The sequence below is a fragment of the Parasphingorhabdus sp. genome (assembly GCF_036964565.1).
Taxonomy (GTDB): domain Bacteria; phylum Pseudomonadota; class Alphaproteobacteria; order Sphingomonadales; family Sphingomonadaceae; genus Parasphingorhabdus.
Map to the genome: position 1 here is coordinate 73,607 of NZ_JBALTN010000003.1, position 25,750 is coordinate 99,356.

At 60.8% G+C, this 25,750-nt stretch carries 22 protein-coding genes and 1 tRNA gene; 3 read left to right on the forward strand and 20 right to left on the reverse strand.

Translation table 11 applies throughout. The annotated features are described in order from the left end of the window. Window positions 1-33: 33 nt before the first annotated feature. From V7650_RS04380 to V7650_RS04395, 4 genes are all read right to left on the reverse strand, one after another. Window positions 34-1,557, reverse strand: a complete 1,524-nt coding sequence (locus V7650_RS04380; RefSeq protein WP_335655028.1) for a PH domain-containing protein — start codon at window positions 1,555-1,557, stop codon at window positions 34-36. Then, window positions 1,554-2,099: a PH domain-containing protein gene (locus V7650_RS04385; RefSeq protein ID WP_335655029.1), complete on the reverse strand. Its 546-nt coding sequence runs from the start codon at window positions 2,097-2,099 to the stop codon at window positions 1,554-1,556. Before V7650_RS04385 ends, V7650_RS04380 begins: the two co-directional genes overlap by 4 nt. Before the next feature lie 47 nt (window positions 2,100-2,146). Further along, entirely contained in the window at window positions 2,147-3,151 is a 1,005-nt protein-coding gene (locus V7650_RS04390) for an NAD(P)H-dependent flavin oxidoreductase (protein ID WP_335655030.1), read from the reverse strand. Window positions 3,152-3,257: 106 nt separating this feature from the next. Further along, the gene (locus tag V7650_RS04395) at window positions 3,258-4,526 is read right to left on the reverse strand and encodes an aspartate kinase (protein ID WP_335655031.1); all 1,269 of its coding nucleotides are present in this window, start codon (window positions 4,524-4,526) and stop codon (window positions 3,258-3,260) included. 68 nt (window positions 4,527-4,594) lie between these two features. Here V7650_RS04395 and ubiG point away from each other — a divergent pair, with 68 nt between their 5' ends. After that, window positions 4,595-5,329: a bifunctional 2-polyprenyl-6-hydroxyphenol methylase/3-demethylubiquinol 3-O-methyltransferase UbiG gene (ubiG, locus tag V7650_RS04400; RefSeq protein WP_335655032.1), complete on the forward strand. Its 735-nt coding sequence runs from the start codon at window positions 4,595-4,597 to the stop codon at window positions 5,327-5,329. Window positions 5,330-5,525: 196 nt separating this feature from the next. On the opposite strand, the gene V7650_RS04405 is transcribed toward ubiG, so the two are convergent. The 6 genes from V7650_RS04405 to V7650_RS04430 all read right to left on the reverse strand — a co-directional run bounded on the left by V7650_RS04405 (window position 5,526) and on the right by V7650_RS04430 (window position 14,354). After that, window positions 5,526-6,197, reverse strand: a complete 672-nt coding sequence (locus V7650_RS04405; protein ID WP_335655033.1) for a glutathione S-transferase family protein — start codon at window positions 6,195-6,197, stop codon at window positions 5,526-5,528. Window positions 6,198-6,285: 88 nt separating this feature from the next. Further along, the gene (locus V7650_RS04410) at window positions 6,286-6,621 is read right to left on the reverse strand and encodes a VOC family protein (RefSeq protein WP_335655034.1); all 336 of its coding nucleotides are present in this window, start codon (window positions 6,619-6,621) and stop codon (window positions 6,286-6,288) included. Window positions 6,622-6,719: 98 nt separating this feature from the next. After that, window positions 6,720-11,246, reverse strand: coding sequence for a glutamate synthase large subunit (gene gltB / locus V7650_RS04415; protein WP_335655035.1), 4,527 nt, complete (start codon window positions 11,244-11,246; stop codon window positions 6,720-6,722). Beyond that, a complete protein-coding gene (locus V7650_RS04420) occupies window positions 11,246-12,037 on the reverse strand; it encodes a DUF2059 domain-containing protein (protein WP_335655036.1) in 792 nt (263 codons plus the stop codon). Before V7650_RS04420 ends, gltB begins: the two co-directional genes overlap by 1 nt. 101 nt (window positions 12,038-12,138) lie before the next feature. Further along, complete coding sequence (locus V7650_RS04425; RefSeq protein ID WP_335655037.1) at window positions 12,139-12,903, reverse strand: hypothetical protein; 765 nt, start codon at window positions 12,901-12,903, stop codon at window positions 12,139-12,141. Further along, window positions 12,900-14,354 carry an NAD(P)-dependent oxidoreductase gene (locus tag V7650_RS04430; protein WP_335655038.1) on the reverse strand — a complete coding sequence of 485 codons (1,455 nt, stop codon included), beginning with the start codon at window positions 14,352-14,354 and terminating at the stop codon, window positions 12,900-12,902. Before V7650_RS04430 ends, V7650_RS04425 begins: the two co-directional genes overlap by 4 nt. Window positions 14,355-14,619: 265 nt before the next feature. Here V7650_RS04430 and V7650_RS04435 point away from each other — a divergent pair, with 265 nt between their 5' ends. Then, complete coding sequence (locus V7650_RS04435) at window positions 14,620-15,414, forward strand: undecaprenyl-diphosphate phosphatase (RefSeq protein ID WP_335655039.1); 795 nt, start codon at window positions 14,620-14,622, stop codon at window positions 15,412-15,414. A 14-nt stretch (window positions 15,415-15,428) separates the two neighbouring features. Here V7650_RS04435 and V7650_RS04440 read toward each other — a convergent pair whose 3' ends face one another. Continuing rightward, on the reverse strand, window positions 15,429-16,376 hold the full coding sequence (locus tag V7650_RS04440; RefSeq protein ID WP_335655040.1) for a complex I NDUFA9 subunit family protein: 948 nt from the start codon (window positions 16,374-16,376) through the stop codon (window positions 15,429-15,431). A gap of 245 nt (window positions 16,377-16,621) precedes the next feature. Between V7650_RS04440 and V7650_RS04445 the strand changes: the two genes are divergently transcribed. Further along, window positions 16,622-16,708, forward strand: a tRNA-Leu gene (locus tag V7650_RS04445). 331 nt (window positions 16,709-17,039) lie between these two features. Here the strand turns inward: V7650_RS04445 and V7650_RS04450 are convergent. The 9 genes from V7650_RS04450 to V7650_RS04490 form a co-directional block, all read right to left on the reverse strand. Next, window positions 17,040-17,627, reverse strand: a complete 588-nt coding sequence (locus V7650_RS04450) for a VOC family protein (RefSeq protein WP_335655041.1) — start codon at window positions 17,625-17,627, stop codon at window positions 17,040-17,042. A gap of 21 nt (window positions 17,628-17,648) precedes the next feature. Continuing rightward, window positions 17,649-19,058, reverse strand: a complete 1,410-nt coding sequence (locus tag V7650_RS04455; protein WP_335655042.1) for a peptide MFS transporter — start codon at window positions 19,056-19,058, stop codon at window positions 17,649-17,651. Continuing rightward, window positions 19,055-20,407 (reverse strand): APC family permease, encoded by a 1,353-nt coding sequence (locus tag V7650_RS04460; protein ID WP_335655043.1) that lies wholly within the window; start codon window positions 20,405-20,407, stop codon window positions 19,055-19,057. Before V7650_RS04460 ends, V7650_RS04455 begins: the two co-directional genes overlap by 4 nt. Continuing rightward, a complete protein-coding gene (locus V7650_RS04465; protein WP_335655044.1) occupies window positions 20,404-20,718 on the reverse strand; it encodes a hypothetical protein in 315 nt (104 codons plus the stop codon). The genes V7650_RS04460 and V7650_RS04465 overlap by 4 nt, the downstream gene beginning before the upstream one ends. A gap of 42 nt (window positions 20,719-20,760) precedes the next feature. Continuing rightward, window positions 20,761-21,129 (reverse strand): nuclear transport factor 2 family protein, encoded by a 369-nt coding sequence (locus V7650_RS04470; protein WP_335655045.1) that lies wholly within the window; start codon window positions 21,127-21,129, stop codon window positions 20,761-20,763. A gap of 130 nt (window positions 21,130-21,259) precedes the next feature. After that, on the reverse strand, window positions 21,260-21,712 hold the full coding sequence (locus V7650_RS04475) for a hypothetical protein (protein WP_335655046.1): 453 nt from the start codon (window positions 21,710-21,712) through the stop codon (window positions 21,260-21,262). Window positions 21,713-21,782: 70 nt separating this feature from the next. Next, window positions 21,783-22,304: a YybH family protein gene (locus V7650_RS04480; protein WP_335655047.1), complete on the reverse strand. Its 522-nt coding sequence runs from the start codon at window positions 22,302-22,304 to the stop codon at window positions 21,783-21,785. Between the two features lie 167 nt (window positions 22,305-22,471). Next, entirely contained in the window at window positions 22,472-24,586 is a 2,115-nt protein-coding gene (locus V7650_RS04485; protein ID WP_335655048.1) for a hypothetical protein, read from the reverse strand. An 821-nt stretch (window positions 24,587-25,407) separates the two neighbouring features. After that, window positions 25,408-25,734: a DUF423 domain-containing protein gene (locus V7650_RS04490; RefSeq protein ID WP_335655323.1), complete on the reverse strand. Its 327-nt coding sequence runs from the start codon at window positions 25,732-25,734 to the stop codon at window positions 25,408-25,410. Window positions 25,735-25,750 lie beyond the last annotated feature (16 nt).

Consider the following 25,750-nt stretch of genomic DNA (forward strand, 5'->3'; position numbering starts at 1 on the left):
TTGGTAACTATCGAGGATATCTGGCGGCCATAGTCAAGCCCGATCTTGGAGTGTAACCAGCGCCTCGCGTAAATCCATCGCCGCGGCAAAATCAATGTCCCGGATCATCAGCGGCCGCATCGCCGAGCCGCCGGCGATGCCGATCGTGACCGTTGCCAGGCCCAGCGGATGGTCGAGCGGCGACTGGCTGACATCGACGGTCTGGATCTTCCGCCGCGGCAGCATAACCAGCCGCCGCCGCCACCAGCCGCTGTGCACGAACAGCTGCCGCTGGGTCAGCGCATAGCGGTGGTGGCGCCAGCCAAGCCACAGCAGTGCCGCCACTGGCAGCGCAAGCAGGACAAGCGCAAACAGCCCGCGATGGAAGAACAGTCCGCCTCCCGCCGCGAGCGCGCCCAGCAGCAACAGCACGAGCAGCGCCCGTCGCCACCAGAAGGCGGGATCTACGGCCATGAAGGCCTGACCAGCGGCGGGCGGATCAATCCCGCTGTCCGCCAGGATCGGGTCAATCTCCGCCAGTGTCGCGCAGGGTGCCGCACTATGGTCGGTCTCGCCGCCGGCGTCAGCGGCTAGCGAGCTGAACTTCAGGTGAAACCAGCCGTACCGCTCGCGCACCGGCCCGGTCTGCAGGATGGCCGCCTGCACCCGGTGAATCGGCATCACCATGTCGGTCAGCGTGAACAGCCCGCGCCGTCGCCGGAAACCGGGCTGCCCGCGGTCGACCCGCTCCAGCCGGAAATCATAATCCCGGACAAAGGTGCGGACGATGCCGCTGGCCAGGCCGACGGCAACCAGCGCCACGATCGCCCCCAGCGCCCCGCCAATCCTTGCCAGGGAACTGAAGCCGTCGATCGTCTGCCGTTCCGGCAGGGCGTCGAGCCAGCGGCGCGGATCGAAAAACCCGTCGGGCAGCAGAAAGTCGAAATTCTGCGCCAGCGCGCCGAGCACCGCCAGCAGCACGAACGAGAAGTTGAACAGACCCGCGATCAGAACACGGCGGTTGTCCATGGCGAACAGCGCCGGCGTCTCCCCGTCACTCGTGTTGTCACCCGCGCCGTCGCCGGCCGATGCCGCTTCGGCAACCTGTCCTGCCTTGTAGTCGCGGATCGTATCGCGCAACGCGTCTGCATCCGCGATCGCCAGCGCGTCAAGCTGGCCGTCCTCGCCGCCGCCGGAACCGGTCTCCAGCGCCACTGTGGCAAGCCCCAGCAGCCGGCTGACCAGCTTCTGCTCGAGGCTGACATCCTGGATGCGGTCGAACGGGATCGACCGGCTGTTGCGGTTGACAAGGCCGCTCTTGATCCGGATTTCCTTCCCGGTGACCTGATAGGTGAAGCGCGACCAGATCAGGGCGGTGACTCCAATGACCAGCGCGATCAGCGCAAGCGCCGCGAGCCCCGTGTAGAATATATTCTGGTCGAACAGGCTGAAATGGAGAACGACAATCGCGAACAGATTCTGGCCCAGGGCGCCGACGGATTTCAGGATGATGCTCAGCGGGTGCAGGCGCCGGAATGGCGGGGCCTCGGCTGCGCCAGTGTCAGCCGGGTCGCTCATATCATGTCTTTGCGGATATGGCCCTTGATCGTCTCGCGCATATCCTCGGCATCGACGGTGGCGAGCCCGGGAAGGGTGACGATGCTATTATGGGTTCCGGCGGTGTGCACGATCAGGGTCGACAGGCCGAACAGCCGCTGCAGCGGGCCCTGCGCCACGTCGATATGCTGGATGCGGTTGAACGGGACGATGGTGTCGGTGCGCCAGAGATAGCCGCGCAGCACCCGCAGTTGCCCGTCGCCCATGTCATAGCCCCAGCGGCGGTAGATGCGGCCGGGCAGGGCCAGCACCTGGACCAGGGCGAGCAACGACACCGGGATCAGAAGGAATCCCGGACGGATGCCCATCTGAACCTGCAACGCAATCTCTGCGGCCAGCGCCAGCGCCAGGAGGACCAGCGACCGCATCACCATGCGGATCCGGATCAGGCTTTTGTGCGGCGGATGCAGCGGCGTGAGGCCCTGGTTGTAGCGGCCTTGACCGGTTGTTTCCGGCGGCTCGGCAGGACCCGGATTGGAAGAATTGGAAGCTTGTTCGGCCATGGCGCCGCTATGCCCAAGCGCCGGGGTTCAGGCAAGACGGTTGAACGCTATCGGGCGAGCGCCGTTTCCGCCTGGTCCACGAGGGATTTGATAATTTCGGCCACGGATTCCTCCCCCTTGACCATGCCGACCGATTGCCCGGCCATGACGCTTCCATGTTCAATATCGCCATCAATCACCGCTTTCCGGAGCGCTCCCGCCCAAAAATGTTCGATTTGCAGCTGTGCTTCGCCCATTTCGATCGCGCCGGAGTCGAGCAATTTGGCGACCTCTATCTGCTTGCGGGTAAACTCCTCGGTGCCCTTGTTCTTCAGCGCCCGCACCGGGATCACCGGCAGGCGGGGATCGACCTGGACGCTGGTGATCGCATCGCGGGCATTGCCACGGATGAAGGCTTTCTTGAAATCGGGATGGGCGATGGATTCATGGGCGCAGACAAAGCGCGTGCCGAGCTGGACGCCGCTGGCACCCATTTCGAGATAGGCCGCGATCATCTCGCCGGTGCCGATGCCGCCGGCGACAAACACCGGCAGCTGCTCGGCGATCTCGGGGAGGATTTCCTGCGCCAGCACCGAGGTCGAGACCGGCCCGATATGACCGCCCGCTTCCATGCCCTCGATGACGATGGCGTCAACGCCGGAGCGGAGGAATTTTTTTGCCAGCGAGAGAGCCGGGGCAAAGCAGATGACCTTGGCACCGGTTTCCTTGATTGCTTCGAGGCTGCCCTTGGGGGGGAGGCCGCCGGCCAGCACGACATGCGTCACGCCATGTTTCCCGCAGATCGCGATCAGGTCCATCAGGTCGGGATGCATGGTGATCAAATTGACGCCGAATGGCTTGTCGGTGCGTTTCATCGTCTCGGCGATCTCGGTGTCGAGCAATTCCGGCGTCATCGCGCCGCAGGCAATCACGCCAAAGCCGCCGGCGTTGGAAATCGCGCTGACCAGATGGCGCTCCGACACCCAAGACATCGCCCCGCACATGATCGCGGTCTCGCAGCCGAGGAAATCGGTACCGCGTTGCATGAGATGGGACAGTGGAGATTGGGTCATTGAATTTCTTTCAAAAGCCCTGCCCCGGCAGGGGAGAGGGGTGCGTGAGGGGGTCTGCTCGACATCCGCTCCCTTGGTCCATCCCCCTGCAGAGGAGGGAAAATGATCATGCCGCGTCTTCGGCATCCAGGCCGTAGGCGGTGTGCAGCACGCGGAGTGCCAGTTCGGTATAGTCTTCCTCGATCAGCACGCTGACCTTGATCTCCGAGGTGGTGATCGCCTGGATATTGACGCCGCGATCGGCCAGCGCCTTGAACATCGTCGACGCGATACCGGCATGGCTCTTCATGCCGACGCCGACCACCGATATCTTGGCAACATTGCTGTCGGGGATCAGGCGGTTGAAGCCGATGCTGTCCTTGGCGCCTTCCAGCACCTGCATCGCCAGGTCGAGATCGGCGGTCGGCACGGTGAAGGTCACGTCTGTTTCGCCCTTCTCGCGGCCGACATTCTGGATGATCATGTCGACATTGATCGCGGCCTCGGCCAGCGGCGCAAAAATATTGGCCACGGCGCCGGGCTTGTCCGGCACCCGGGTCAGGGTGATCTTGGATTCGTTCTTGTCATGGGCGATGCCGGTAATCAGCTGGCCTTCCATATCGTCAATCTCCATTTCGTCTTCGCTCACGATCATCGTGCCGGGCAGGTCGTCGGCGGTCCAGTTGGTATTCTCGTCGGTGAAAGAGGACAGGACCTGGATCCGCACCCCTTCCTTCATCGCCAGCCCGACCGAGCGGGTCTGCAACACTTTCGCGCCAACGCTGGCCAGTTCGAGCATTTCCTCGAACGTCACCTTGTTCAGCTTGCGGGCGCGGGTCACGATGCGCGGGTCGGTCGTATAGACACCGTCGACATCGGTATAGATGTCGCAGCGGTCGGCCTTGACCGCGGCGGCTATGGCGACCGCGCTGGTGTCGGATCCGCCGCGCCCCAGCGTGGTGACCCGGCCGTCCTCGCTGAGTCCCTGGAACCCCGGGATGATCGCGATCTCGCCGCTCTGCATGGCTGCGATCAGGGCGGCGCCATCGATCGAATCGATCCGGGCCTTGCTGTGCGCCTCGACCGTGCGGATCGGCATCTGCCAGCCCAGCCAGCTGCGTGCCCGGGCCCCGAGAGATTGCAGGGCAATGGCCAGCAGGCCGGATGTCACCTGCTCGCCAGAGGCAACGACCACGTCATATTCCGCCGCATCGTAGAGCGAACTCGCCTCGCGGCAGAAATTGACCAGCCGGTCGGTATCGCCGGCCATCGCCGACACGACCACCGCCACTTCATGGCCGGCATCGGCCTGCTGTTTCACGATCTGCGCCACCCGCCGGATCCGGTCGATTCCGGCCATCGAGGTGCCGCCAAATTTCATCACTATGCGTGCCATGCTGCTGTCGGATAAACTTTCGATAAAAAGGGCCTGAACAGGATTGAAAAGCCTGATAAAGAGGGGACATGACAAAGGCAAGTAGCAGCACCATCAGGCCAGAAGAAGCCGCGCATTTCGGGGCGCTGGCCGCCGACTGGTGGGATCCGAAGGGGTCTTCGGCGATGTTGCATCGGCTGAATCCCGTGCGTCTCGGCTATATCAGGGACGCCATCGACCTGCATTTTCATTGCGACAGCAGCCTGTTAAAACCGCTAGCCGGCAAACGGGCGCTGGATGTCGGATGCGGTGCGGGGCTGCTGTGCGAGCCGCTGGCCCGCCTGGGTGCGGACGTGACGGGACTGGATGCGGCACCGGAGAATATCGCTGCGGCGCAGGCCCATGCCGACCCGCAGGGGCTGGTCATCGACTATCGCTGCGAGGCGATCGAGGATTTCGCCGGTCGCGGTTTCGATCTGGTCACCTCGCTAGAGGTGATCGAACATGTCGATGATCCGCAGGCTTTTGTCGACGGTCTGGCGGAAGCGATGGCGGATGATGGTCTGATGATCCTCTCCACCCCCAATCGCACCGCCCTGTCGAAGCTGATGCTGGTCGAACTGGCCGAGCTGACCGGACGCATCCCGCGCGGCACACATCATCACGAGCAGTTCATCACCCCGGAAGAAATGGAAGCGATGCTCGGCGAGGCAGGGCTGCAGGTGATCGACACCAGCGGCATCTCCTACAGCCCTGCCAGCGGCTTCTCGATATCGGACAATCTGGCGCTCAATTATCTGATGACGGTGGTCCGGGCCCAGTGACCCGAATCCGGAATCCGTATCAGTGAAAGCACCGTCATCCTGAACTTGTTTGGTACCTATTTCATTCAGCCAGTGTAGAATCTGGACAAACTGCCGTCATTGCGAGGAGCCGAAGGCGACGAAGCAATCCAGAGCGGCACAAGATGCCCTGGATTGCTTCGCTGCGCTCGCAATGACGAAGCAGGCCATGGTGAATCTAGAAGTCGACCTTCTCGTAATGCGCCGGTGGTGCGATCACTTCCATGCGTTCGGACAGCAAGGGACGGAACGACGGGCGCGACTTGAACATGGCGTACCAGGCCTTGGTCTGTTCGTGCCCGGTCCAGTCGATCGCGCCAAGATAGTCGGCGACGGAAATCTGCGCGGCCGCGGCCAGATCGGCGAGGCTCATCGTCGCGCCAGCCAGCCAGCTGCGGTGGTCGATCAGATAGTCGATATAGTCGAGATGCGAATTGGCCCGCCGCATTGCCTCGCGCAGCACCTTGGCCTCGGGCGGTTCGCGCCGGACCAGCCGTTTGTGCATCCGCTCGTGCAGCATCGGGGCCGTGACATCACCGTAGAACTGCTCGTCAAACCATGACACCAGCCGCCGGATTTCCGCCCGGTTGATCGCGGTGCCGTTGATCATCGGCACCTTTTCGACGGTCTCCTCGATATATTCGCAGATCGCCGTGCTGTCGACCAGGCAGATGTCGCGCTCGACATGCTTCATCACCGGGGTGCGGCCGGTCGGGTTCATCGCCAGAAAGTCGTCGCGCTGATCCCATGGCGATTCGCGGATCAGTTCATAGGCGACCGACTTCTCGCCCAGCAGCAAGCGGACTTTACGGGAAAACGGACATAGGGGGAATTGGTACAACTGCCACATGAGTCCGGCTTAATCGCGAATGGGCGCCGGGGAAAGAGGCTTGATCAACCGGATCGCAGATAATGTGGCAGGCCGCCGGATTGACGGGTCAGCCCGGCTGATAGATGGCCAGCCGGTTGCCCGACGGATCAAGACATTCGAAGCGTCGGCCGCCGGGATAGGCGAAAATCTCCTTGACGATTTCCCCGCCCGCGGCCCTGACCTGCGTCAGCGCGGTTTCCAGATCGTCACTTTCGAACGTGGGCATCGGCGCCACCGGCTCGGTCCCCGCGGCCAGTCCGATCTGCACCGGCCCGCCCTCGACCGCGGCATAGTCCGGGCCGTAGTCGGTGAAGGCAAAGCCGAAGGCCCGCTCGTAAAACGCCTTGCTGGCGGGCAGGTCGGCGGCCTTCATCTCGAGATAATTGGGGGTGATTTTGCTCATGGCTCGGGTTCCCTTGGTAAAAGCGGCTGCCGGTTCACGATGCAGCAATCCGCCCAGTCCGGCAAGGCCGAGCAAGGCCAGGAGCCTCCGCCGGCTGGTCACTCCGCCGCCTCGATCGCCTCCTTGTCCGAGAGCGGATGGTCAATGCGGTGGACCATTTCCTTCGGGCAGACCTGCCAGAAGCGGTCGCGCCAGCGGTCCCAGTCGCGCAGGATCGATTCGGACCATTTGCTGTCGGTGGTCTGTCGGTGCCGCTCGATCAGCGCGTGCAGATGCGCTTCCCAATGAGCGCTGTCGAGCCGCTGCCAGATGATGCTATCGCCATTGGCCATCTTGCCGAACTGGTCGTCCTGATCGAGGACGAAGGCCATGCCGCCGGTCATGCCGGCACCGAAATTATTGCCCACCGGTCCCAGGATCACTGCATTGCCGCCGGTCATATATTCGCAGCCATTGGCGCCGCAGCCCTCGACCACGACGTCGGCGCCGCTGTTGCGCACGGCAAAGCGTTCGCCGGCCTGGCCGGCAGCGTAGAGCTGCCCCGAGGTGGCGCCGTAGAGCACGGTGTTGCCGATGATCGTGTTGTCCTGGCTGACTAGCGGCGAGCTGACCATCGGGCGGACGACGATCTTGCCGCCGCACAGACCCTTGCCGACATAGTCATTGGCATCGCCGAACACTTCCAGCGTGATTCCCTGGCAGAGAAAGGCGCCGAGCGATTGCCCCGCCGACCCGCGCAGGCGGATATGGACATGGTCCTCGTTGAGCACGCTCATGCCGTATTTGGCGGTAATCTCGGCCGAGAAGCGGGTGCCGACGGCGCGGTGGGTGTTGCGCACCGTATAGGTGAGCTGCATCTTCTCCCGCCGTTCGAACACCGGCCTGGCATCGTCGATCATCTCGGCGTCGAGACTGTCCGGCACCTCGTTGCGCGGCGTGTCGAGGTTGAAGCTGCGTTCGCTGTCCCTGGCGTCGACCTTGGCAAGGATCGGGTTGAGGTCGAGATCGTCGAGATGTTCCGCGCCGCGGCTGACCTGGCGCAGCAATTCGGTGCGGCCGATGATCTCGCCGAGCGAGCGATAGCCCAGCCGTGCCAGGATCTCCCGGACTTCTTCGGCCATATAGGTCATCAGGTTGATCACCTTCTCCGGCGTCCCGGTGAATTTGGCGCGCAGCTTCTCGTCCTGCACGCAGACCCCGACCGGGCAGGTGTTGCTGTGGCACTGGCGGACCATGATGCAGCCCATCGCTACCAGGCTCAGCGTGCCGATGCCGAATTCCTCGGCCCCGAGGATCGCGGCAATGACGATGTCGCGGCCGGTCTTCAGACCGCCGTCGGTGCGCAGCTTGACCCGGTGGCGCAGCCCGTTCAGCGTCAGCACCTGGTTGGCTTCGCTCAGCCCCATTTCCCACGGCGTGCCGGCGAACTTGATCGAGGTCTGCGGCGACGCCCCGGTGCCGCCGGTATTGCCGGAGATCAGGATGACATCGGCATGGGCCTTGGCGACGCCGGCGGCGATCGTTCCGATCCCGGCCGAAGACACCAGCTTGACGCAGACCCGCGCCCGCGGGTTGATCTGCTTGAGATCGTAGATCAGCTGGGCGAGATCCTCGATCGAGTAGATGTCGTGGTGCGGCGGCGGCGAGATCAGGGTGACGCCGGGCGTCGAGTGGCGCAGCTTGGCGATGAATTCGGTGACCTTGAAGCCGGGCAGCTGGCCGCCCTCGCCGGGCTTGGCGCCCTGCGCGACCTTGATCTCGATCTCCTCGCAGGCGCCGAGATATTCGGCGGTCACGCCGAAGCGGCCGGAGGCGACCTGCTTGATCGGGCTGGAGGCATTGTCGCCATTTTCGAACGGCGTGTAGCGCCGCTTTTCCTCGCCACCCTCGCCCGACACCGACTTAGCGCCAATCCGGTTCATCGCGATCGCCAGCGTCTCGTGCGCCTCGGGGCTGAGCGCGCCGAGGCTCATGCCGGGCGTGTTGAACCGCTTGCGCACCTCGGTGATCGCCTCGACCTCGTCGATCGGCACCGGCACCGGCGCGTAGTTGAATTCCATCAGGTCGCGCAGATAGATCGGTTCCAGCTCGCGCACCGCCTGCGAGAATTGCAGATAGGAGGAATAGCTGTCATGCGCGACCGCGGTCTGCAGCAGGTGCATCAGGTGGGCGCTATAGGCATGGGCCTCGCCGCCGTCGCGCTGCTTGTAGAAGCCGCCGACCGGCAGCCGCACGATCGCCGGTTCGAACGCCGCCTCGTGTTTTTCCTGGGCGTTGATGAACAGCGAGGCATAGCCCTCGCCGGAAATCTTGGTCGGCATGCCGGGGAACAGGTCGTTGCACAAAGCCCGCGACAGGCCGACCGCCTCGAAATTATAGCCGCCACGATAGCTCGAGATCACCGCGATCCCCATTTTCGACATGATCTTGAGCAGCCCGTCGTCGACCGCTTTCTTGTGCCGTTCGAGACAGGCCTCGAGCGACAGCTGGTCGAACAAGCCGCGCGCATGGCGGTCGGCAATCGCCGCCTCCGCCATATAGGCGTTGACCGTCGTCGCGCCGACCCCGATCAGCACCGCATAGCAATGGGTGTCGAGACATTCCGCGGCGCGGACGTTGACCGAAGCATAGGAGCGCAGCCCCTTGCGGACGAGATGCGTGTGCACCGCCGCGGTCGCGATCACCATCGAGATTGCCATCCGGTCCTCGTCGATATCCTCGTCGGTCAGGAAGATCTCGGTCTTGCCGGCGCGCACCGCCTGTTCGGCCTCGGCGCGGATCCGGGCCAGCGCATCGCGCAGCTCGATCGCCCCGCCGCTGGTGCCCATGGTGCAGTCGATCTGCGCGACGGCATCGCCAAAGCCGAGCTTCAGCCGCTCCCACAGGGCGCAGCTGAGCACCGGACTTTCCAGCACCATCACGTCCTCGTTCTGGCTGTCCTGTTCCAGGATATTGGCAAGATTAGAAAAGCGGGTGCGCAGGCTCATCACATGCCGCTCGCGCAGGCTGTCGATCGGCGGGTTGGTGACCTGGGAAAAGTTCTGGCGGAAGAAATGGCTGACCTGCCGCGGCTTGACGCTGATCACTGCCAGCGGCGTGTCGTCGCCCATCGATCCGACCGCTTCCTTGGCATCCTCGACCATCGGTGCGAGGATCATTTCCATATCTTCCAGCGTATGGCCGGCGGCGGTCTGCCGGCGGATCAGTTCCTCCCTGGAAAAGCCCATGCCGATGGCATCGGGGGCGGGCGGCAAATCGTCGACGGTCAGGAACCCCTTGACCAGATCGGCATAGGGTTCCTCGGCGGCGATCCGGTCCTTCAGCTCGCGGTCCTTGAGCAGCTGGCCGGCATCCAGGTCGACCGCGATCATCTGGCCGGGGCCGAGCCGGCCCTTCTCGACAATCTGGCTTTCCGGAACCACGACCAGACCCGCCTCGGAGCCGATGATCAGCAGGTTGTCGGCGGTAACGGAATAGCGCAGCGGGCGCAGCGCGTTGCGGTCGACCCCGGCCACCGCCCAGTGGCCGTCGGTCATTGCCAGCGCTGCCGGGCCGTCCCACGGCTCCATGACACTCGCCATATATTCGTACATCGCCTGGTGCGCCGGGTCGATATCCGGGTTGTTCTGCCAGGCCTCTGGGACCAGCATGATCTTGGCGGTCGGCGCATCGCGGCCGGAACGGCAGATCGTCTCGAACACGGCGTCCAGCGCTGCGGTGTCGGACGAACCCGCCGGTATCACCGGCTTGATATCCTCGCTATGGTCGCCGAAGGCGAGGCTGGCCATCTTGATCTCGTGGCTCTTCATCCAGTTCTTGTTGCCGCGGATCGTGTTGATCTCGCCATTATGGGCGAGGCAGCGAAACGGCTGTGCCAGCCACCATTGCGGGAAGGTGTTGGTCGAATAGCGCTGGTGGAAGATCGCCACCCGGCTCTCGAACCGCTCGTCGGTGAGATCGGGATAAAAGACCGACAGGGATTCGGCGAGGAACAGGCCCTTGTAGATGATCGAGCGGCAGGACAGGCTGCAGATGTAGAAATCCTGAATCTGTGCGGCGATCACCTTCTTTTCGATCCGGCGGCGGATCAGGTAGAGATTTTTCTCGAATTCGCGAGCGTCCTGCCGGTCCGGCATCGGGCCGGCGATCATGATCTGCTCGATCTCCGGCCGGGTATTCTGGGCTTTCTGGCCGATCACCGAGACATCGACCGGCACCTGACGCCAGCCATAGATGGTGTAGCCGGCTTCGATGATCTCGGCCTCGACGATGGTGCGACAGGATTCCTGCGCATTGAGATCGGTGCGCGGCAGGAAGATCATGCCCACGGCCAGCCGATTGGGGCGGACCTTGTGGCCGCTGTCGGCGATTGCGTCGTCAAAGAAGCGCTCGGGCAGGTCGACATGGATGCCGGCACCGTCGCCGGTCTTGCCATCGGCGTCGACCGCGCCCCGATGCCACACCGCCTTCAGCGCATCGATCGCAGACGATACCACGCGCCGCGACGCCCTGCCATCGGTCGCGGCAACCAGACCGACACCGCAGGCATCGGATTCATACTCGGGCCGGTACATGCCTTCGCGGGCGAGGCGTTCGTGCTCGGGGGTGGGAAAATTGTAAGTCATCACTGGTCCTTCTGCCGTCGCGCCCGGGCATTGCTCTCGGCGGCTTCAATGGCCTCATAATATTGCTGCAGGGACTCGTCAGACGCACTGCCAAGCCGTTCAACCCGTTCGCGATCCTCGTCCGACCAGTTTTCGGGCGCCGACGCGGCATCCCCGTCATCACCGGATGCGGCTTCCGTGCCGTCCGGAAGCGTGTCTTCCAGCTCTTCAGCCGGCGGCTGTGCGGGGGCAGGCAGATGCGCGGTCGCTGCTTCGACCTTGCCGACGATTTCCGGCATCGCATCCATCATCGCCGGGACCATGCCCATCATCGACTGCATCATTTCAGGATCGACAAAGACCATCATATAGTCGCGGGCAAAGGCAGAGCCGGTTTCGGTAGCGAAAAACCGGTTCATCTCGCCGAGTTGCGGCACCGTGTACTTGCGCGCGTAAATCTTGGTCAGTGCCTCCCGCAGGGCCGGTTCCATGGTCGTCATCAGGTCGACCATTTCGTCCATCATCACGCGCGTGGATATTTTCATCCGTTCCTCGAAATGCGGGTCGCGCTTGGTCAACAAGTCTTTGAACGACGCCTCGCCGAGCCCATCGAGCGTTTTGTCTTCAAGGCCATAGCCTTTCATCGTCTCGGCCATCGGGCGCTCGAAGGTTTGCGACAATATGCTGTCCATCAGCTGATCCATCGTGCCCTTCATCATCCGCTGATAGGTGCCAAGCGGGAACAGATAATCGACCGTGACCCGGGCAGCGGCCAGCCTCTCGGGGCTGGCGGCTTCCGCGCTCGCCGGCATCTCTTCTGGGGCCGCGGGCGGCGCTGCCGAAGCCGGAGCCCCGATCCAAAGCACAGATCCGGCCAGGGCGGACAGGATCCTATATGGTGCTCGGCGGCGGGTCACTTGCGCAAATCCAGATTGGTAAACGCTTCGATCGACGATATCGCTGCCTCATCCAGTTCGGCCATCTGCTCCGAATGTTCCTCGTTGGTCCATTCGGTCTCGATCATCTGGGACCGGGGCTTTAGTGCTTCAAGCTTGGCATAGGCGGATGTCCCGGAGAACCGCATCATGGCAGCGCGGTCCTCCAATGCCATATCCGACGAGGACCGGGCGGCGCTGTTGCGCTCCATATTGTCCAGATCTTCACCGCTCACCTGTCTGTTGGTGTCGGTTAACGACCCGCGGATGATCTCTGACAGATCCAGATTCGACTCCATCGTCGCGCTGAGACGGGAAAATGCAGGGCTGGAGAACCATGCGGTCGCCACTGCAATGTCCTCCGACGTCATTTCCGCGGCATAGAGCTTCGCCAGCCGTTCGATCAGCGCTGGGGTATTTTGCTCGGTATGTTTCACGGAGACCGGCAAAACAACATCGACCACGGCGTTGGCGATCCCCGGGTAATCATGCTCCAGCGTCTGGAAATCCTCGTTTTGGGCAAATTCTTCCAGGAGCTGCTTGCGCATCAGTTGCTTGATTTCGGGACTCAGCAGAACCCCGCCAATGGACAGGCTGGTCATCTTGTAGGCGGCTTCATAATGAGCGGACGCGCTGGCGGATATTGCGGATGCGTCGCCGGTCTGGGCCGCCGCAGGCGTCTGCGCCAACGCCAGCGCCAGCGCCAGCAGGGGCACGCCCCGAAAAAATCCCGTCGTCGTCATGCCGCCACCTTTTCCTTCTGTTTTTTCGCTTTGAGAAACCGGTGCATATGTTCGGTTACATCGCGGCCGTCCCTTATGCCCCACACCACCAGGCTGGCACCGCGGACAATATCGCCGGCGGCGAACACCCCGTCCAGATTGGTCATCATCGACTTGTGATCGACGCGCAATGTCCCCCAGCGCGTGACCGCGAGATCGGGATAGCCGAACAGGCCCGGGAGATCCTCGGCATCAAAGCCGAGCGCCTTGATCACGAGATCGGCATTGATGGTAAAATCGCTGTCCGGTTCGACTTCCGGCGAACGGCGACCGCTGGCGTCGGGCGCGCCCAGCCGCATGCGCGTTGCCCGGACGGCGGTGACATGATCGGTGCCCTCGACCGCCTTCGGCGCAGAGAGCCAGACGAACTCCACGCCTTCTTCCTCGGCATTGCGCACTTCATTCTGTGAACCCGGCATGTTGGCGCGGTCACGGCGATAGAGGCATTTGACCGATCTGGCGCCCTGACGGATCGAGGTGCGGACGCAATCCATCGCCGTGTCGCCGCCACCGATGACGACGACATTCTTTCCTTCGGCATTATAGCGGCCGTTGTCGAAATCGGGGACCGTGTCGCCAAAGCTCTTGCGGTTGGAGGCGATCAGGAAATCGAGCGCTTCCTCGACCCCGGGTGCGCCGACGCCCGGCATCTGGATGGCGCGCGCCTCGTAGACGCCGGTGGCAACCAAGATTGCGTCATGCCGGCTGCGCAGTTCGTCCAGGCTTGCGTCCCTGCCGACCTCGAAATTTTCGTGAAAGGCGATGCCGCCGTCCTTCAGCCGCTGTACCCGACGCATGATCACATGCTTTTCGAGCTTGAAGCCCGGGATGCCGTAGGTCAGCAGCCCGCCGGCGCGGTCATGGCGATCATAGACATGCACCTCATAGCCGGCGACGCGCAGATATTCGGCTGCCGTTAGCCCGGCCGGACCTGCACCGATGATGCCGACCGACTGACCTTGCGGCCGCCCCGGTTGCAGCGGTTCGACCCAGCCTTCTTCCCAGGCGGTATCGGTGATATATTTTTCCACCGCGCCGATGGTGACCGCGCCATGGCCGGAAAATTCGATCACGCAATTGCCTTCGCAGAGTCGGTCCTGCGGGCAGATGCGGCCACAAATTTCCGGCATGGTCGAGGTCAGGTTGGACATTTCATAGGCTTCGCGCAGCCGGCCCTCGGCGGTCAGGCGGAGCCAGTCGGGAATATGATTGTGCAGCGGGCAGTGGACCGAGCAATAAGGCACGCCGCATTGCGAGCAGCGGGCGGATTGTTCGGCGGCGGTATCCGGCGCATACTTGTCGGCGATTTCCTGAAAATCCTCGGCGCGGAGCTCGGGCGCGCGCTTTTCGGGATAGGCCTGTCCTTTCTCGACAAAGCGCAACATTTCCAGTTTCTGCGGGCTTCTTGCCATGCCAGACCTTCATTTCCGGTAGTTATCGGTGATTCAGCGCCCCGTCAAAAGCGGTGCGTAGCGTGAAATACCGAAAGCTGGCCCGAGAGTCACGTGGAAATTCCCATATAGGACAGAATATATGTCCTATATTTGCTGAAAGAAGTAATGCCAGCTTCGAAATTACAAAGATTCTGGATTAATATGTCCGTATCGGACTTATATTTTCTTCAGGACAAGCGTCCGGCGAGACGCTATTGCGCGGCAAACAATATACAGGCTGTCCATGACCTTCATCCAAATGCTGCTTCTCGCGATTGTGCAGGGCGTCACCGAATTTCTTCCGATATCCTCTTCCGGCCATCTGATCCTGCTGCCCGTGTTTACCGGCTATGCCGACCAGGGGCCGATGATCGACATTGCCGTCCATGTCGGTTCGCTGCTGGCGATCGTGACCTATTTCTTCCGGGATGTCTGGGCGCTCGGCCGGGGTGGTCTGGCGACGGTGGGTATCGGCCAGGCTCCGGCGGAGCGGCGCTTGTTCTGGTGGATCATCATCGGCACGATACCGGCGGTGATCGTCGGCCTGTTCCTGAAGACCGGCGGCTATCTCGACGGTTTTCGCAGCACCACGCTGGTCGCCACCAACCTGATCATTTACGGCATCCTGCTCGGTATCGCCGACCGGGTCGGCCGGCAGGTAAAGACCTTCGAGGATCTGACGCTGAAGGACGGCATCATCGTCGGCCTTGCCCAGGCGCTGGCGCTGATCCCGGGCACCAGCCGCTCCGGCGTGACGATGACCGCGGCCCGCTTCCTCGGCTATAGCCGGGTCGAGGCCGCCCGCTTTTCCTTCCTGCTGTCGATACCTGCGGTCGCCGGTGCCGGCGTGCTGATCATTCCCGACCTGATGGGCGCCAGCAGCGCATTGGTGCACGAGGCGCTGATTACCGGTGCGCTGACCTTCCTCGCGGCGCTGGCCACCATGGCCTTCCTGATGCGGTTCCTGCGCAAGGCATCGATGATGGTCTTCGTGGTCTACCGCATTGCAATGGGGATTGCGCTGCTCGCCTTCTTCTAGGACGGACTAAAAGCCTAGCTGGCCTTGGCGCGTGCGCCAAAGCGGCCGTGCGCGGTATATTTGTCCATCCAGCCCGGTGCCACCGCGGCCAGCGGCGTCGCGGCCACGCCCAGTGCGTCGAGGCCCTTGGCGCCGGACGCGACGACATTGTCCTTCTGCAGCATGATATACTGGTCCTTGGTTATCGGCGCGCCGGGCAGGGGGCCGAACAGGCTTGCCATGGCGCTGGCGGCAAAATCGGGCACGTCGACAAAGCTCCGGTCGCGGCCGGTCATCGCCGCGATCCGCCGGTTGATCTCGCCCATGCTCAGGATTTCCGGGCCGCCGAGCTCGAAGGTGTGGCCGGCATAAGTTGCGGGACGGCTCACCGCCTCGGCCACAGCCTCGGCAACATCGCCGACGAAAACCGGCTGGAATCTGGTCTTGCCGCCGATAACCGGCACGATCGGCAACATCGCGATCATCGCAGCAAAGCGGTTGACGAACTGGTCCTCGCGGCCGAACACGATCGACGGCCGCAGGATGACGGCATTCGGAAATGCCTGCAATACCGCCGCTTCTCCCTCGCCCTTGCTCCGCCCGTAGCGCGAAGCGGACTGCGGGTCGGCGCCGATAGCAGACATGTGCACCAGGCTCCGGCAACTCGCGGCGGCGGCCGCCTCGGCAACGTGACGGGCGCCTTCGACGTGGACCCGGGCAAAATCCCCGTTCAGCACGCCAACCAGATTGATGACCCCGTCACAGTCGCGCACCGCGCGCTCCACGCTGTCCCGCTTGGTCACATCGGCGCTGACGAATTGCGTCTGCCCGAGATTGCCCAGCGGCTTGATATGCATGGCGTTGCTGATGTTGCGCTCGGCGATGCGCAGGCGCGCGCCGCGCTCCAACAGGGACTGCGCGATATAGCGGCCGAGAAAGCCGCCGCCGCCAAATATGCAAATCAGTCGTCCGTCGAGGTCCATGTCCATCTTCCATCTGTGCCTTGGTTTTCCGCTTTCCTCTGCCCCAGCGCGGCGGGTGACGCAACAGCGGATTCCGCCCGATGCCCAGCATTTTTTGGACCGCCGCACCGCGCCTGCCCCCCTGGCCGCTGCAGGCAAACGGCAGCAACAGCGTTTTGTCGATATGAATCATTGACAGCCAAGCCACCAAGCGGCTAATCGCCCGCCTCTATCAGGTGGCATCGACAAAAGTGTCGCCTGCATGGGCCCAGATGGCGGAATTGGTAGACGCGCTAGCTTCAGGTGCTAGTATTCGCAAGGATGTGGAGGTTCGAGTCCTCTTCTGGGCACCAGCAGATTATACGCTTGAGTGCGCGACTGGTTTATAACGTTCTGAAAGCATTGAAAAAGAGCAAGCGCTCCGTTCATAGACGGCTGCCACTGATTGCTAAAATCCGCGGCCATTGGGGGCCTTTTTGGGGCCCACTAGCTAGGCGGCAAAACACCCTGCCGGACCCGGTTGATTAGCTTGAGCTTGTCTATTTCGTCAGACCATCATTGCTTCACGCGGATGCGTTCATCCCAATACGCGGTCCGGTTATACGCGGCTCTTATTGCGTTGGCGTATCGGAGTGACGGTTTTCGGGGACAATGCGGGTGCCGACGCGCTGCTAATAAGCCGCTTCATAGCGCCAATGCCGTCATTGCGCCGCGAATAGGTGAGACCGCAGTATTCGGATGCATTTGCATCAGATCACGCTCTGCCGTGCCGCCGCGCAGGCGGTTGAGCCAGTCACCGGGATCATATTCTGTGCCGACCGGATTTTCGCTTATCCCATCGCCGTGGAAATAGGCGGTGCACTCGGCTTTTGTGGCAAACACATCGACGGTAAATTCCATCTGGTTGCCGTCCGGGTCGGCATAATAGAGCGAAGCGCTCATGCCGTGATGGACGCACCAATAGGGTTTGATCCGGGCCGCTTTGAGCAACTCGTAATTTTCCAGCAGATCGCGCAGCGAAGCATATTCCCAAGCGACATGATCGACGCCGATCATGCCCCTATCATCCTTGTGGTCAGGATCGCCCGGGCGGATCACGCCAAGATCGGCGAACGCAAAGCGGTGATGCTCTTCGTCGAAGGTCAGGAAGGCGAGCGCGGGGTTCTGATACTGGATGCTGGCACCGAAAACGGTCGCATACCATTGCAGCATTTCTGCAAAACGGCGGGTACGGTAAACCACATGGACCAGTGCCGAGGGTGACTTGATCATGCTAAAGCTCCTTGTCTAATCTCATTTCTCAATCACAAACGAAGCATATTTCGATAGGATTGCAGGCTCTTGGGCTTGATCGAGGTTTGCGACCAGAGCGCGGGTCATGGCTGGTCCGAACAAGTAAAATAGCCCGGCGCCCATCCAGCAGGCGGCGGCGTTGAGCAACCAGAACAGCGCAGGGTCCATGGTTTCATAAAAGCGCGAGAAATAGCCCGCGACGATCGCACCGAAGAAGGCCACCAGATAGGCCGCCGCCATCATCCGCGCGGCGATTTGCCGCGGAGCATAGCGTGCCATGACAGCAAGCCATGTCGGCCATGACCAAGTGAAGGCGACGCCCGTGATGAAATAGGATAGCGCGGGAAAGACGATGCTGACCGATCCGGCCGTCTGGAACGCTGACCCGACGGCCATCAGCATCGTGCCCACGCCATACATCAGGCCGCCGACAACCATCTTGGTGTTATCGCTCTGTTCGTCCCCGCGCCTTGCCTGCCAGCGCCAAAAGCCAATCGCAGCAATCGCGCCCAAGACCGTGCCGAGGGAGTTGATAGAGACGAACCATGCAACCGGCACCCGTCCAAACGGCGTTTGCAAATCGACGGCAGCGTCGATCCAGGCCATGCCCATGTTGAATTGCTGATCATATCCCGGCCCCAGAAGCACCTGGAACACCAGAAAGATCATCAATATACCTACGCTGCGCCAGTCGGACGCCGAAAGTTTGCGATGTGGCTCAGAACTGCGTGTCAGATGCGGTTCGTCGGGGAGGTGCGGCAGCCCCTTCAAATACACGCCGAGCGCCACCAGCATCATCACGCCGGCGGTGCCGAAACCGACGTGCCAGCCATAGAGTTGCGCGAGCAACCCGCAGGCGAGTGGGCCACCTACAGCACCGATATTGATCGCCGTACTGAACATGACGAAACCCCGCGAGGGCCTGTCATCATCTTTTGGATAAAGCTGCCCAACCTGCGATGCGATATTGCCCTTGAGCGCGCCCGAGCCGAGGATCAGCAGCGTCAGCGCGATCAGAAAGCTCTGCTCCAGTACCATCGCCGCATGGCCCGCCGTCATCAACAAGACGCCGAAAATCACCGTCCGTTTCGATCCCAGCCACCGGTCAGCGATCCAGCCGCCGAACAGCGGCGTGAAATAGACCAAACCCGCATAAAGGCCGAAGGTCTGCCCCGCGAGCGCCAGTGGTGACAGGGGGCCATATGCCCCTTCCAATAACGAGCGATACCAGCCTATGCCTGCCACATTATCGATATGGCCGGGGAGGAACAATTCCTGCGTCATGTACAGGACGAGCAGCGACTGCATCCCGTAAAAGGAAAACCGCTCCCACGCTTCTGTAAAGGCGAGATACCCGAGCCCGCGGGGATGGCCAAGGAAGGCGGTGCCGTGACTGGCTGTCGATATCATGCTGCGACACGTCCTGTGATGCGCCTGCGATGAACGACGAACCCGACCGGGATGCAGATCGCAATCAGCGCCGCCATGTAGACGCCGCTGATCGGATCGGCGGCGATGAAGGCGATCAGCAGCAACACGCTGATCGCCAGCGCCAGCGCCGGCAGCAGCGGATAGCCGATCGCGCGAAACGGTCTGGTCAGATCGGGCTGATTGCGGCGAAGGGCGAAAAAGGCGGCGAGATAGAGGCAACTGGCAAAGATCGAAAGCGCCCCCGTCAGCTTGAACACAAAGATATACCCACCTGACCAAATGAGCGGAAAGGCAATCATCGCCGAAATGCCCAGCGCCACGATGGGGGTGCCCCCGCGATTGACGCGCGTCGCGGCCTGGGGGAACAGTCCGTCGCGAGCCATCGCGAACAGGATGCGCGGCGTAGGCATCACGATCGAATTGAGCGTGACCAGTGCCATGATCGTTGCGATCAACGCGACCACGACATTGCCCGTCCGCCCGAATACCTGTTCGATCACCAGCCCCATCGGCAATTCGGACGTGCGCAGTCCGGTGATGTCGAGCGCCTTGAAAAGGCTGAGATTCACTATCAAATACACGGCGATGACCACGAATACGGAGGTGAACAGCGCGCGGGGAATGTTCCGGCCGGGGTTCTTGTCCTCTTCGGAAAAGTAGATCGGGCCAAACCAGCCGTCATACGCGCCCCAGATGATCTGGATCGCGGTCACCATCGCGACGAATCCGGCGATGCCGCCGGGCATCGCCGTTACCATGGTTGCAGCCGACGAGGACGATATAGCGACCGGATCGATCAGCAACGCGATACCCACGACGGCGCATAACAGACCGAGTTTGAGGGCGGTGCCGACAATTTGAATCCATTTCCCCTCGCGCACGCCCGCCGCGTTGGCCGCCGTTACCGCGAGCAGAATCGCCGATGCCGTCCATGGCACATGCGCGGCGACCCACGGGTTGATGGTGCCGAGAAAATCGGCGCACGCAATGGCAACGGCAGTCGTTCCCGCCACATTTGCCAGCCAGTTGGTCCATCCCGACAGCAGCCCCATCGAATCGCCGAACGCGGCATGGACCGCGACATAATGCCCGCCCGCTTTTGGCAACGCCGCCCCCAGTTCGGCAGTGACGTTCGCCGCCAGCAAGACCAACAGTCCCGTCCCCGCCCAAAGCGCCATCGCGATCCAAAAGACCGGCACCTCGTTCACGATCACGCCCGGTGCGCGCATGATCCCCGTGCCGATGACCGAGCCGATCGAGATGGCCAGCGCGAACGGCAGACCAAGGCGTTTCTGGAGTTTGTGCTTGCTAGTTGAAGGCGCGGTCATGCCTGCTCCTTGGTGACGGCTTGCCGAACATCTCTATGCAGCAGCAACGCCAGCAATCCGGCGAAGTTTATAAGTACGGCGCTGACGCCGAGCATCGCCTGAAAACCGCCTAAATTCTCAAAAGAGGGCAGGATGGCCGACGCGATCAATAAGGCGACAGAGGACATCGCCGCCAGCGCCGAGAAGGATGTCGCCGCCAGTTCCGCCCCCGTTACCCGCATCGCCATTGCCAGATTGGCGAGGTAAACGAGGAACAGCGGCACCGAGGTCAGTTCCATACCAATAGTGGCCGTGTTGGTTTGTGTGGTCATATTTGAACCTCCCTTTCAGGAGCAGGGAGGGCGGCACCTGCATCAGCCATAGAAGAATCTTTCTTCGATGATTTTCCCGTCACGCACGGTGTAGGTGGCGATTTCGCTGAATGGCTGCCGTTCGCCGGTGGCCCGACGGGTGATTTCCATGTCGATGAAGAATGCGAATTGGTCGCCGGTGACAAACGGGCCGTCGATCAGTATCTCGCTCATCGCATTGGCCGCCAGCCAGCGCGTCAATCTCGCAAGCGCCGCTGGCTTGCCAATGGCAATGGCTGGGCCGTCTGATTCAACATTGGCCGGCTCAAGAACGATGATGTCGCTTGCCCAGTATTTCTCTGCCGCCGCCAGGGTCTCGCCCGCGGCCATGAGAGCAGCATAATCACTCGCTATCTCGGCAAGACTTTGCATGGGATTTTCCGCCGCTTGGGAAAAGGATAGTCCGGCGGACGGCGGGTCGCAAAACCATCCGCCGGACTGGGGTTCAATCCGGGCAAACAGTGCAAAGGATTGCACTGTCCGCCAAGACCAAGCTTTGAACCTATCGGACGGTCGCTTCCTGCAGGGTCATTGAACCTGTGACCTTGCGGAATTTCGCCCGGTTGCCGGATTCGGCGTCGAGCTGCGCGTTGGTTCTTTTGTCAAAGGCTTCCCATTCCTTGTTACGTTTTTCCATCTCGGTGCCGCTCGGCCAAGAGGGGAATGTTTGCGTCAGATACATAGTCGGCTCACCGTCGCGGGGATCGACAACATAATATATCTTATAATCGCTGATCCAGCCCTTGGACTTGGCGAAATCCTGGTTCTTCTTCCATTCGCTGGCGAGATAAGAGGCATAAGCAGTCCATCCGCTATCCTCAATGAAGATGCCGGTCATCGTTGTGTAATCACCGGCCATCAATGGGAATTCGTCGGCCATGGCGGGGGTGGATAATGCCGTCGGCGCAGCGACAATCATCGCGGTTGCCATCATCATTTTTTTCATCAAATTCATTCGTCTTCTCCTCAACTTAGTCCCGCCTCACCCCGAGCCGGGTTCTGTAGTGAATGCTGAATATCTGGTCCTAGCTCGCCGTTTCCACAGGCGGCGCATCGGAGATAATCTCTCGATAAATTTTCATCGATCCATCCGACTGTCGCCGGAAAATCATCACCCAGTTGCCGGTTTCGGTTGCCGGAGCGTTGCTCGCGGGATCGGTAAAATCATAGACGTAGATGGATGTGTAGACCGCCATGTCGCCACCCTGCGAGACTTCGACCTTTTCATCCGAAACAGTGAGTTTTGCTGCCGGATCGGCCAGCTGGGTGCGGGCGTTTTCCAGATTGGAGGCATTGTCGGCATTCGGCTGGCCGTGAAACATCTGGATAAAATCAGGAGCGTTGAAGCGGACCGCTTGCTCGGCATCGCCAGCGTTAAAGGCCGCGAGAACGCCCTTTGCAATTCCTTTGACGTGATTGGCGATGGCGGCGTTATCAATGGCTGAACCGTCTTCTTGCGCCGTCTGATCGGAAGGCAATCCGCATGCTGCCAAAGGAGTCATCATCAATGCCGCCGCAATGCATCTGTGAACAATCGGATAGTTCATTCTGCCCCCCCAACGTGATGCAGACAAAGCGCTCCCGATAGCGGCAAAGCGGTGTTCCGGGCCGTCTCAAATGGACTAAGTTTCTCTGCAATTTCCGTGCACTATTGATGCGCGCGAATGTAACGTCCCGTCAACAGTGCTACCGTCAATAAAGTGTCAATAAAGCGTCAATTCGCTGGAGATGGTTCGGGCATGACATCCGGCCAGCCATATTTTTCCCATGCCGCAACCAATCCGATGTGCTTGGCAAAGTCCAAGAAGTCCGGGTGCAAGCGAGTCTGGCGGATCGGTTCGACATCGGCCCAGAGCGACATCAGGCCAACCATATTGGGTGGCGTAATCTGTTTTCCCAAAGTCTTGAACACCATCGGAGCATAACCCATCCAGATCGCAGGCCATACAATCGTGGGATCACAAGGGTCGGGAAACGTGGCGTGCAACATTTCCAGCATTTGGCAATATTGCTGGCGGTCTTCCTCCTGTCCACTATGAATACCCTTGGCGGCGAGGAGCCAGTATGCGTCCATGGCTTCCGGTGACATCGGCGTGGTTCCCGCCGGCGCAAAGATCACGCTATTCATTAACAATCGGGTTTTTTGATATTGCTCCACGGCAAGATCATGGTTACCAGAAGCTGCCGTCGCCGCCGCCAAATGCAGCGAAGGCTGACCCAGATCCGCCATCCGCTGGCCCGCATGTATTGCAGCATCAATATTGCCGAGATTGAGATGCGCCACACATAGCATGCCATAATTGCGGCCATCGACAGGATCCTGATCGACCGCCGCTTCTAAATAGGGCAACGCTTCTGCCGTCCGTCCGCAATATAACAGGAAAGACCCCAGGCGCATGACAACAGCGGGATTTTCAGGCTCCAGTTGATGGGCTTTGAATGCGAGATCAAGGGCACCGACCGCATTATTCTTGGTCCATTGATAGAGGCCAAGCATGGCATAGGCGTGGCCCTGTTCCGGCGAGAGTTGGATGGCCTTTTTCGCGCACTCGGCCATGCGCTCGGCTTGCCCCAATTTGTCCAGGCACGGTGTATAAACGGCCGTGTAGACATGCGCCTCTGCCAATGCCGTCCAGCATTCGGCAAATTCCGGCTCCAGTTCCAACGCTTGTTCCAGCAATCCAATTGCGGTGTCCAACACACCGTCGCCAATCGCACGGCGGGTCAGGGAGCGGCCCTGCAAATAGAGGCCATATGCGGCCTTATTGTCTGTCATTCGGCGGATAGCGGGGTTCGCGATGTCCAACTGGAGCGCCGCACATAGCTCCCGTGTTACCGTTCGCGCCACCTGCTCACGCGAGGAAAGGATATCGTCCTCTGTTCCCTTGTAGCGATAGCTCCAACTTTCAAAGCCGGTTTGGCCGTCAATCAGGCGCACATTGATCCGGACATCTTCACCATGTCGCTGCACCGATCCCTCGACCAGATGCGCTACATGAAGCAGATCGGCAATTTCCGGCAACGAGCGGCTGGAATCTTTAAACTGAAAGGATGAGGTGCGCCCAGCGACCAGAAGCTGCGGAACCCGACCCAGCGTCGTAATCAGTTCATCTACGATTCCATCGGCAAAATATTCCTGATCATTTTCACTATCCAAAGACGCAAAGGGGAGTATTGCGATCCGCGTCCTGCCGCTTTGCCGGTCCGCCATAACGGCTCGGGATGCAGTCGGGTGGCGAAGCATCCAAGCATCCAGCAGCCTCTCATGATCCGCTAGATTGTCGGAGGCTTTCAATTGGGTCAGAGCATCACTGATTTTCATTTGCAATCGCTGCTCAACCGCCTGCCTGCGCTCGGCCAGCCATGTTTCGAGATCCTCTCCAGAACTCAATTGATTGAGAAGTTGCTTGCCGCCAATGGCCCGGAGCAATTCTGTTGCTTGCGCCCACCTGCCAGCGGCAAGCGCTGTTTCCAGATCGACAAGATCCGTCTGCACGCCAGCGGCATTGATGCCAATCCGGCTGCGCGAGACTTCCAACGGATTGCAATCAGCAGCAGCCAGCAATTTGCCCAAATCCAGCAAACATTGCCGCAAGCTTCCTCGCGCCTGTGCTTCAAATCGGCCAGGCCACAAGAGCTTGCTGAGATGATCCCGGTCAATCGGTTCGTCAGGCGCAAGACAGAGTATTGCGAGCAAAGCGCGCGCGCGCCGATTGGAAATGACGATTTCTGCGCCGTCTGTTGCCACTAACTGGAAGCTGCCAAAGAGCGACGCGCGTACCGATGCCACGGGCATTGCGGTAAGGTCCTGCTTCTCTGCGAAATCCAAGTTGTGACACCCCCAGTATAATTGCAACATAACGCGAAATTGGTTCGGTGCAATTATTGAATCAGCGGCTGAGCGTCGCTCGTTCAAGAGACATGGAAGCGGTGAAATTGAACGACCGGCAGCTGACGAATATTGCTGCTGCTCTCACATCACCGATTCAAGCCACGGGAAGGTTTGCATATAGGGAGCAGAATGGAAGTCCTAGAGATAATCTCCGTCGGTCACCCGGGTCGTGCCTAACAGGGGCGGTCTGTAAAGTTTCTGCCATCCACCGGCAGAGCTAGGCTTTCATGCAACCTTGGGCGGTAATAGTGCGATGGAAGTCGAGCCGCATCCAGATTGTCGACAGGGGACTCGTAGCGGCCGACTAGTTGATCATTATATTCTCATCTGGCTCCGCATGATCTGCTTGGCATAATCGAGAATTTCCTGAATCTCCCGTTCGGAAATTTGGCCTCCGATTTTTCCATATGCCATTCCCTCGAGAAGGTAATGGGCAATATTGCCGCTACGGGCAGTGTCGGGATCTTGAGCCTCCCAACCTATCAACTCACGCGCGATATCATGCCATTTGCTGATGAACACCGCATAGCTAGCAGCCAGAAGCTCGGCCAGCTGGGGTTCGGAACGAGCGACCAGAATCAGTTCCTAATAGGCACGAAATTCTCGCTCGTTCAGATGTTTCCAGTGCGAATCGATGATGTGGTCGATGGTATCTGTGTCAGGCGCGATGCTATGATACGCATGAGTGCGCGACTGGGCCGTATGCACCGAAAGCAGACGATACTAACACCCGTGCTCATGCCCAATTGTATAAAATTCTAGCCACGGTAATATAGCCAACCAGCCCATAACCATCCGCCAATAAGCAATGTGCCGCCAATTGGCGTTACGGCCCCTAGCCATCGTGGCGCGCCGAATGCCATCCCGTACAAGGTGAGGGCGAAAATGGCAGATCCGGCAAGAAGCAAAATTGCCGGACCTCTAGCGATCCCCATAATCGCCAGTGCCGCAACGGCATGCAGCAATTGATAAAGCCCGCCTGTTCTCAGCCATTCCGCTTCCTGATGCCCTGGTGCAGCATGAGCCCCGAAAGCACCTGCGGCAACTGCCACTGCTGCCGAAACAGCTGCAAAAAATCCGATCAGCATATCTGCTCTTCCT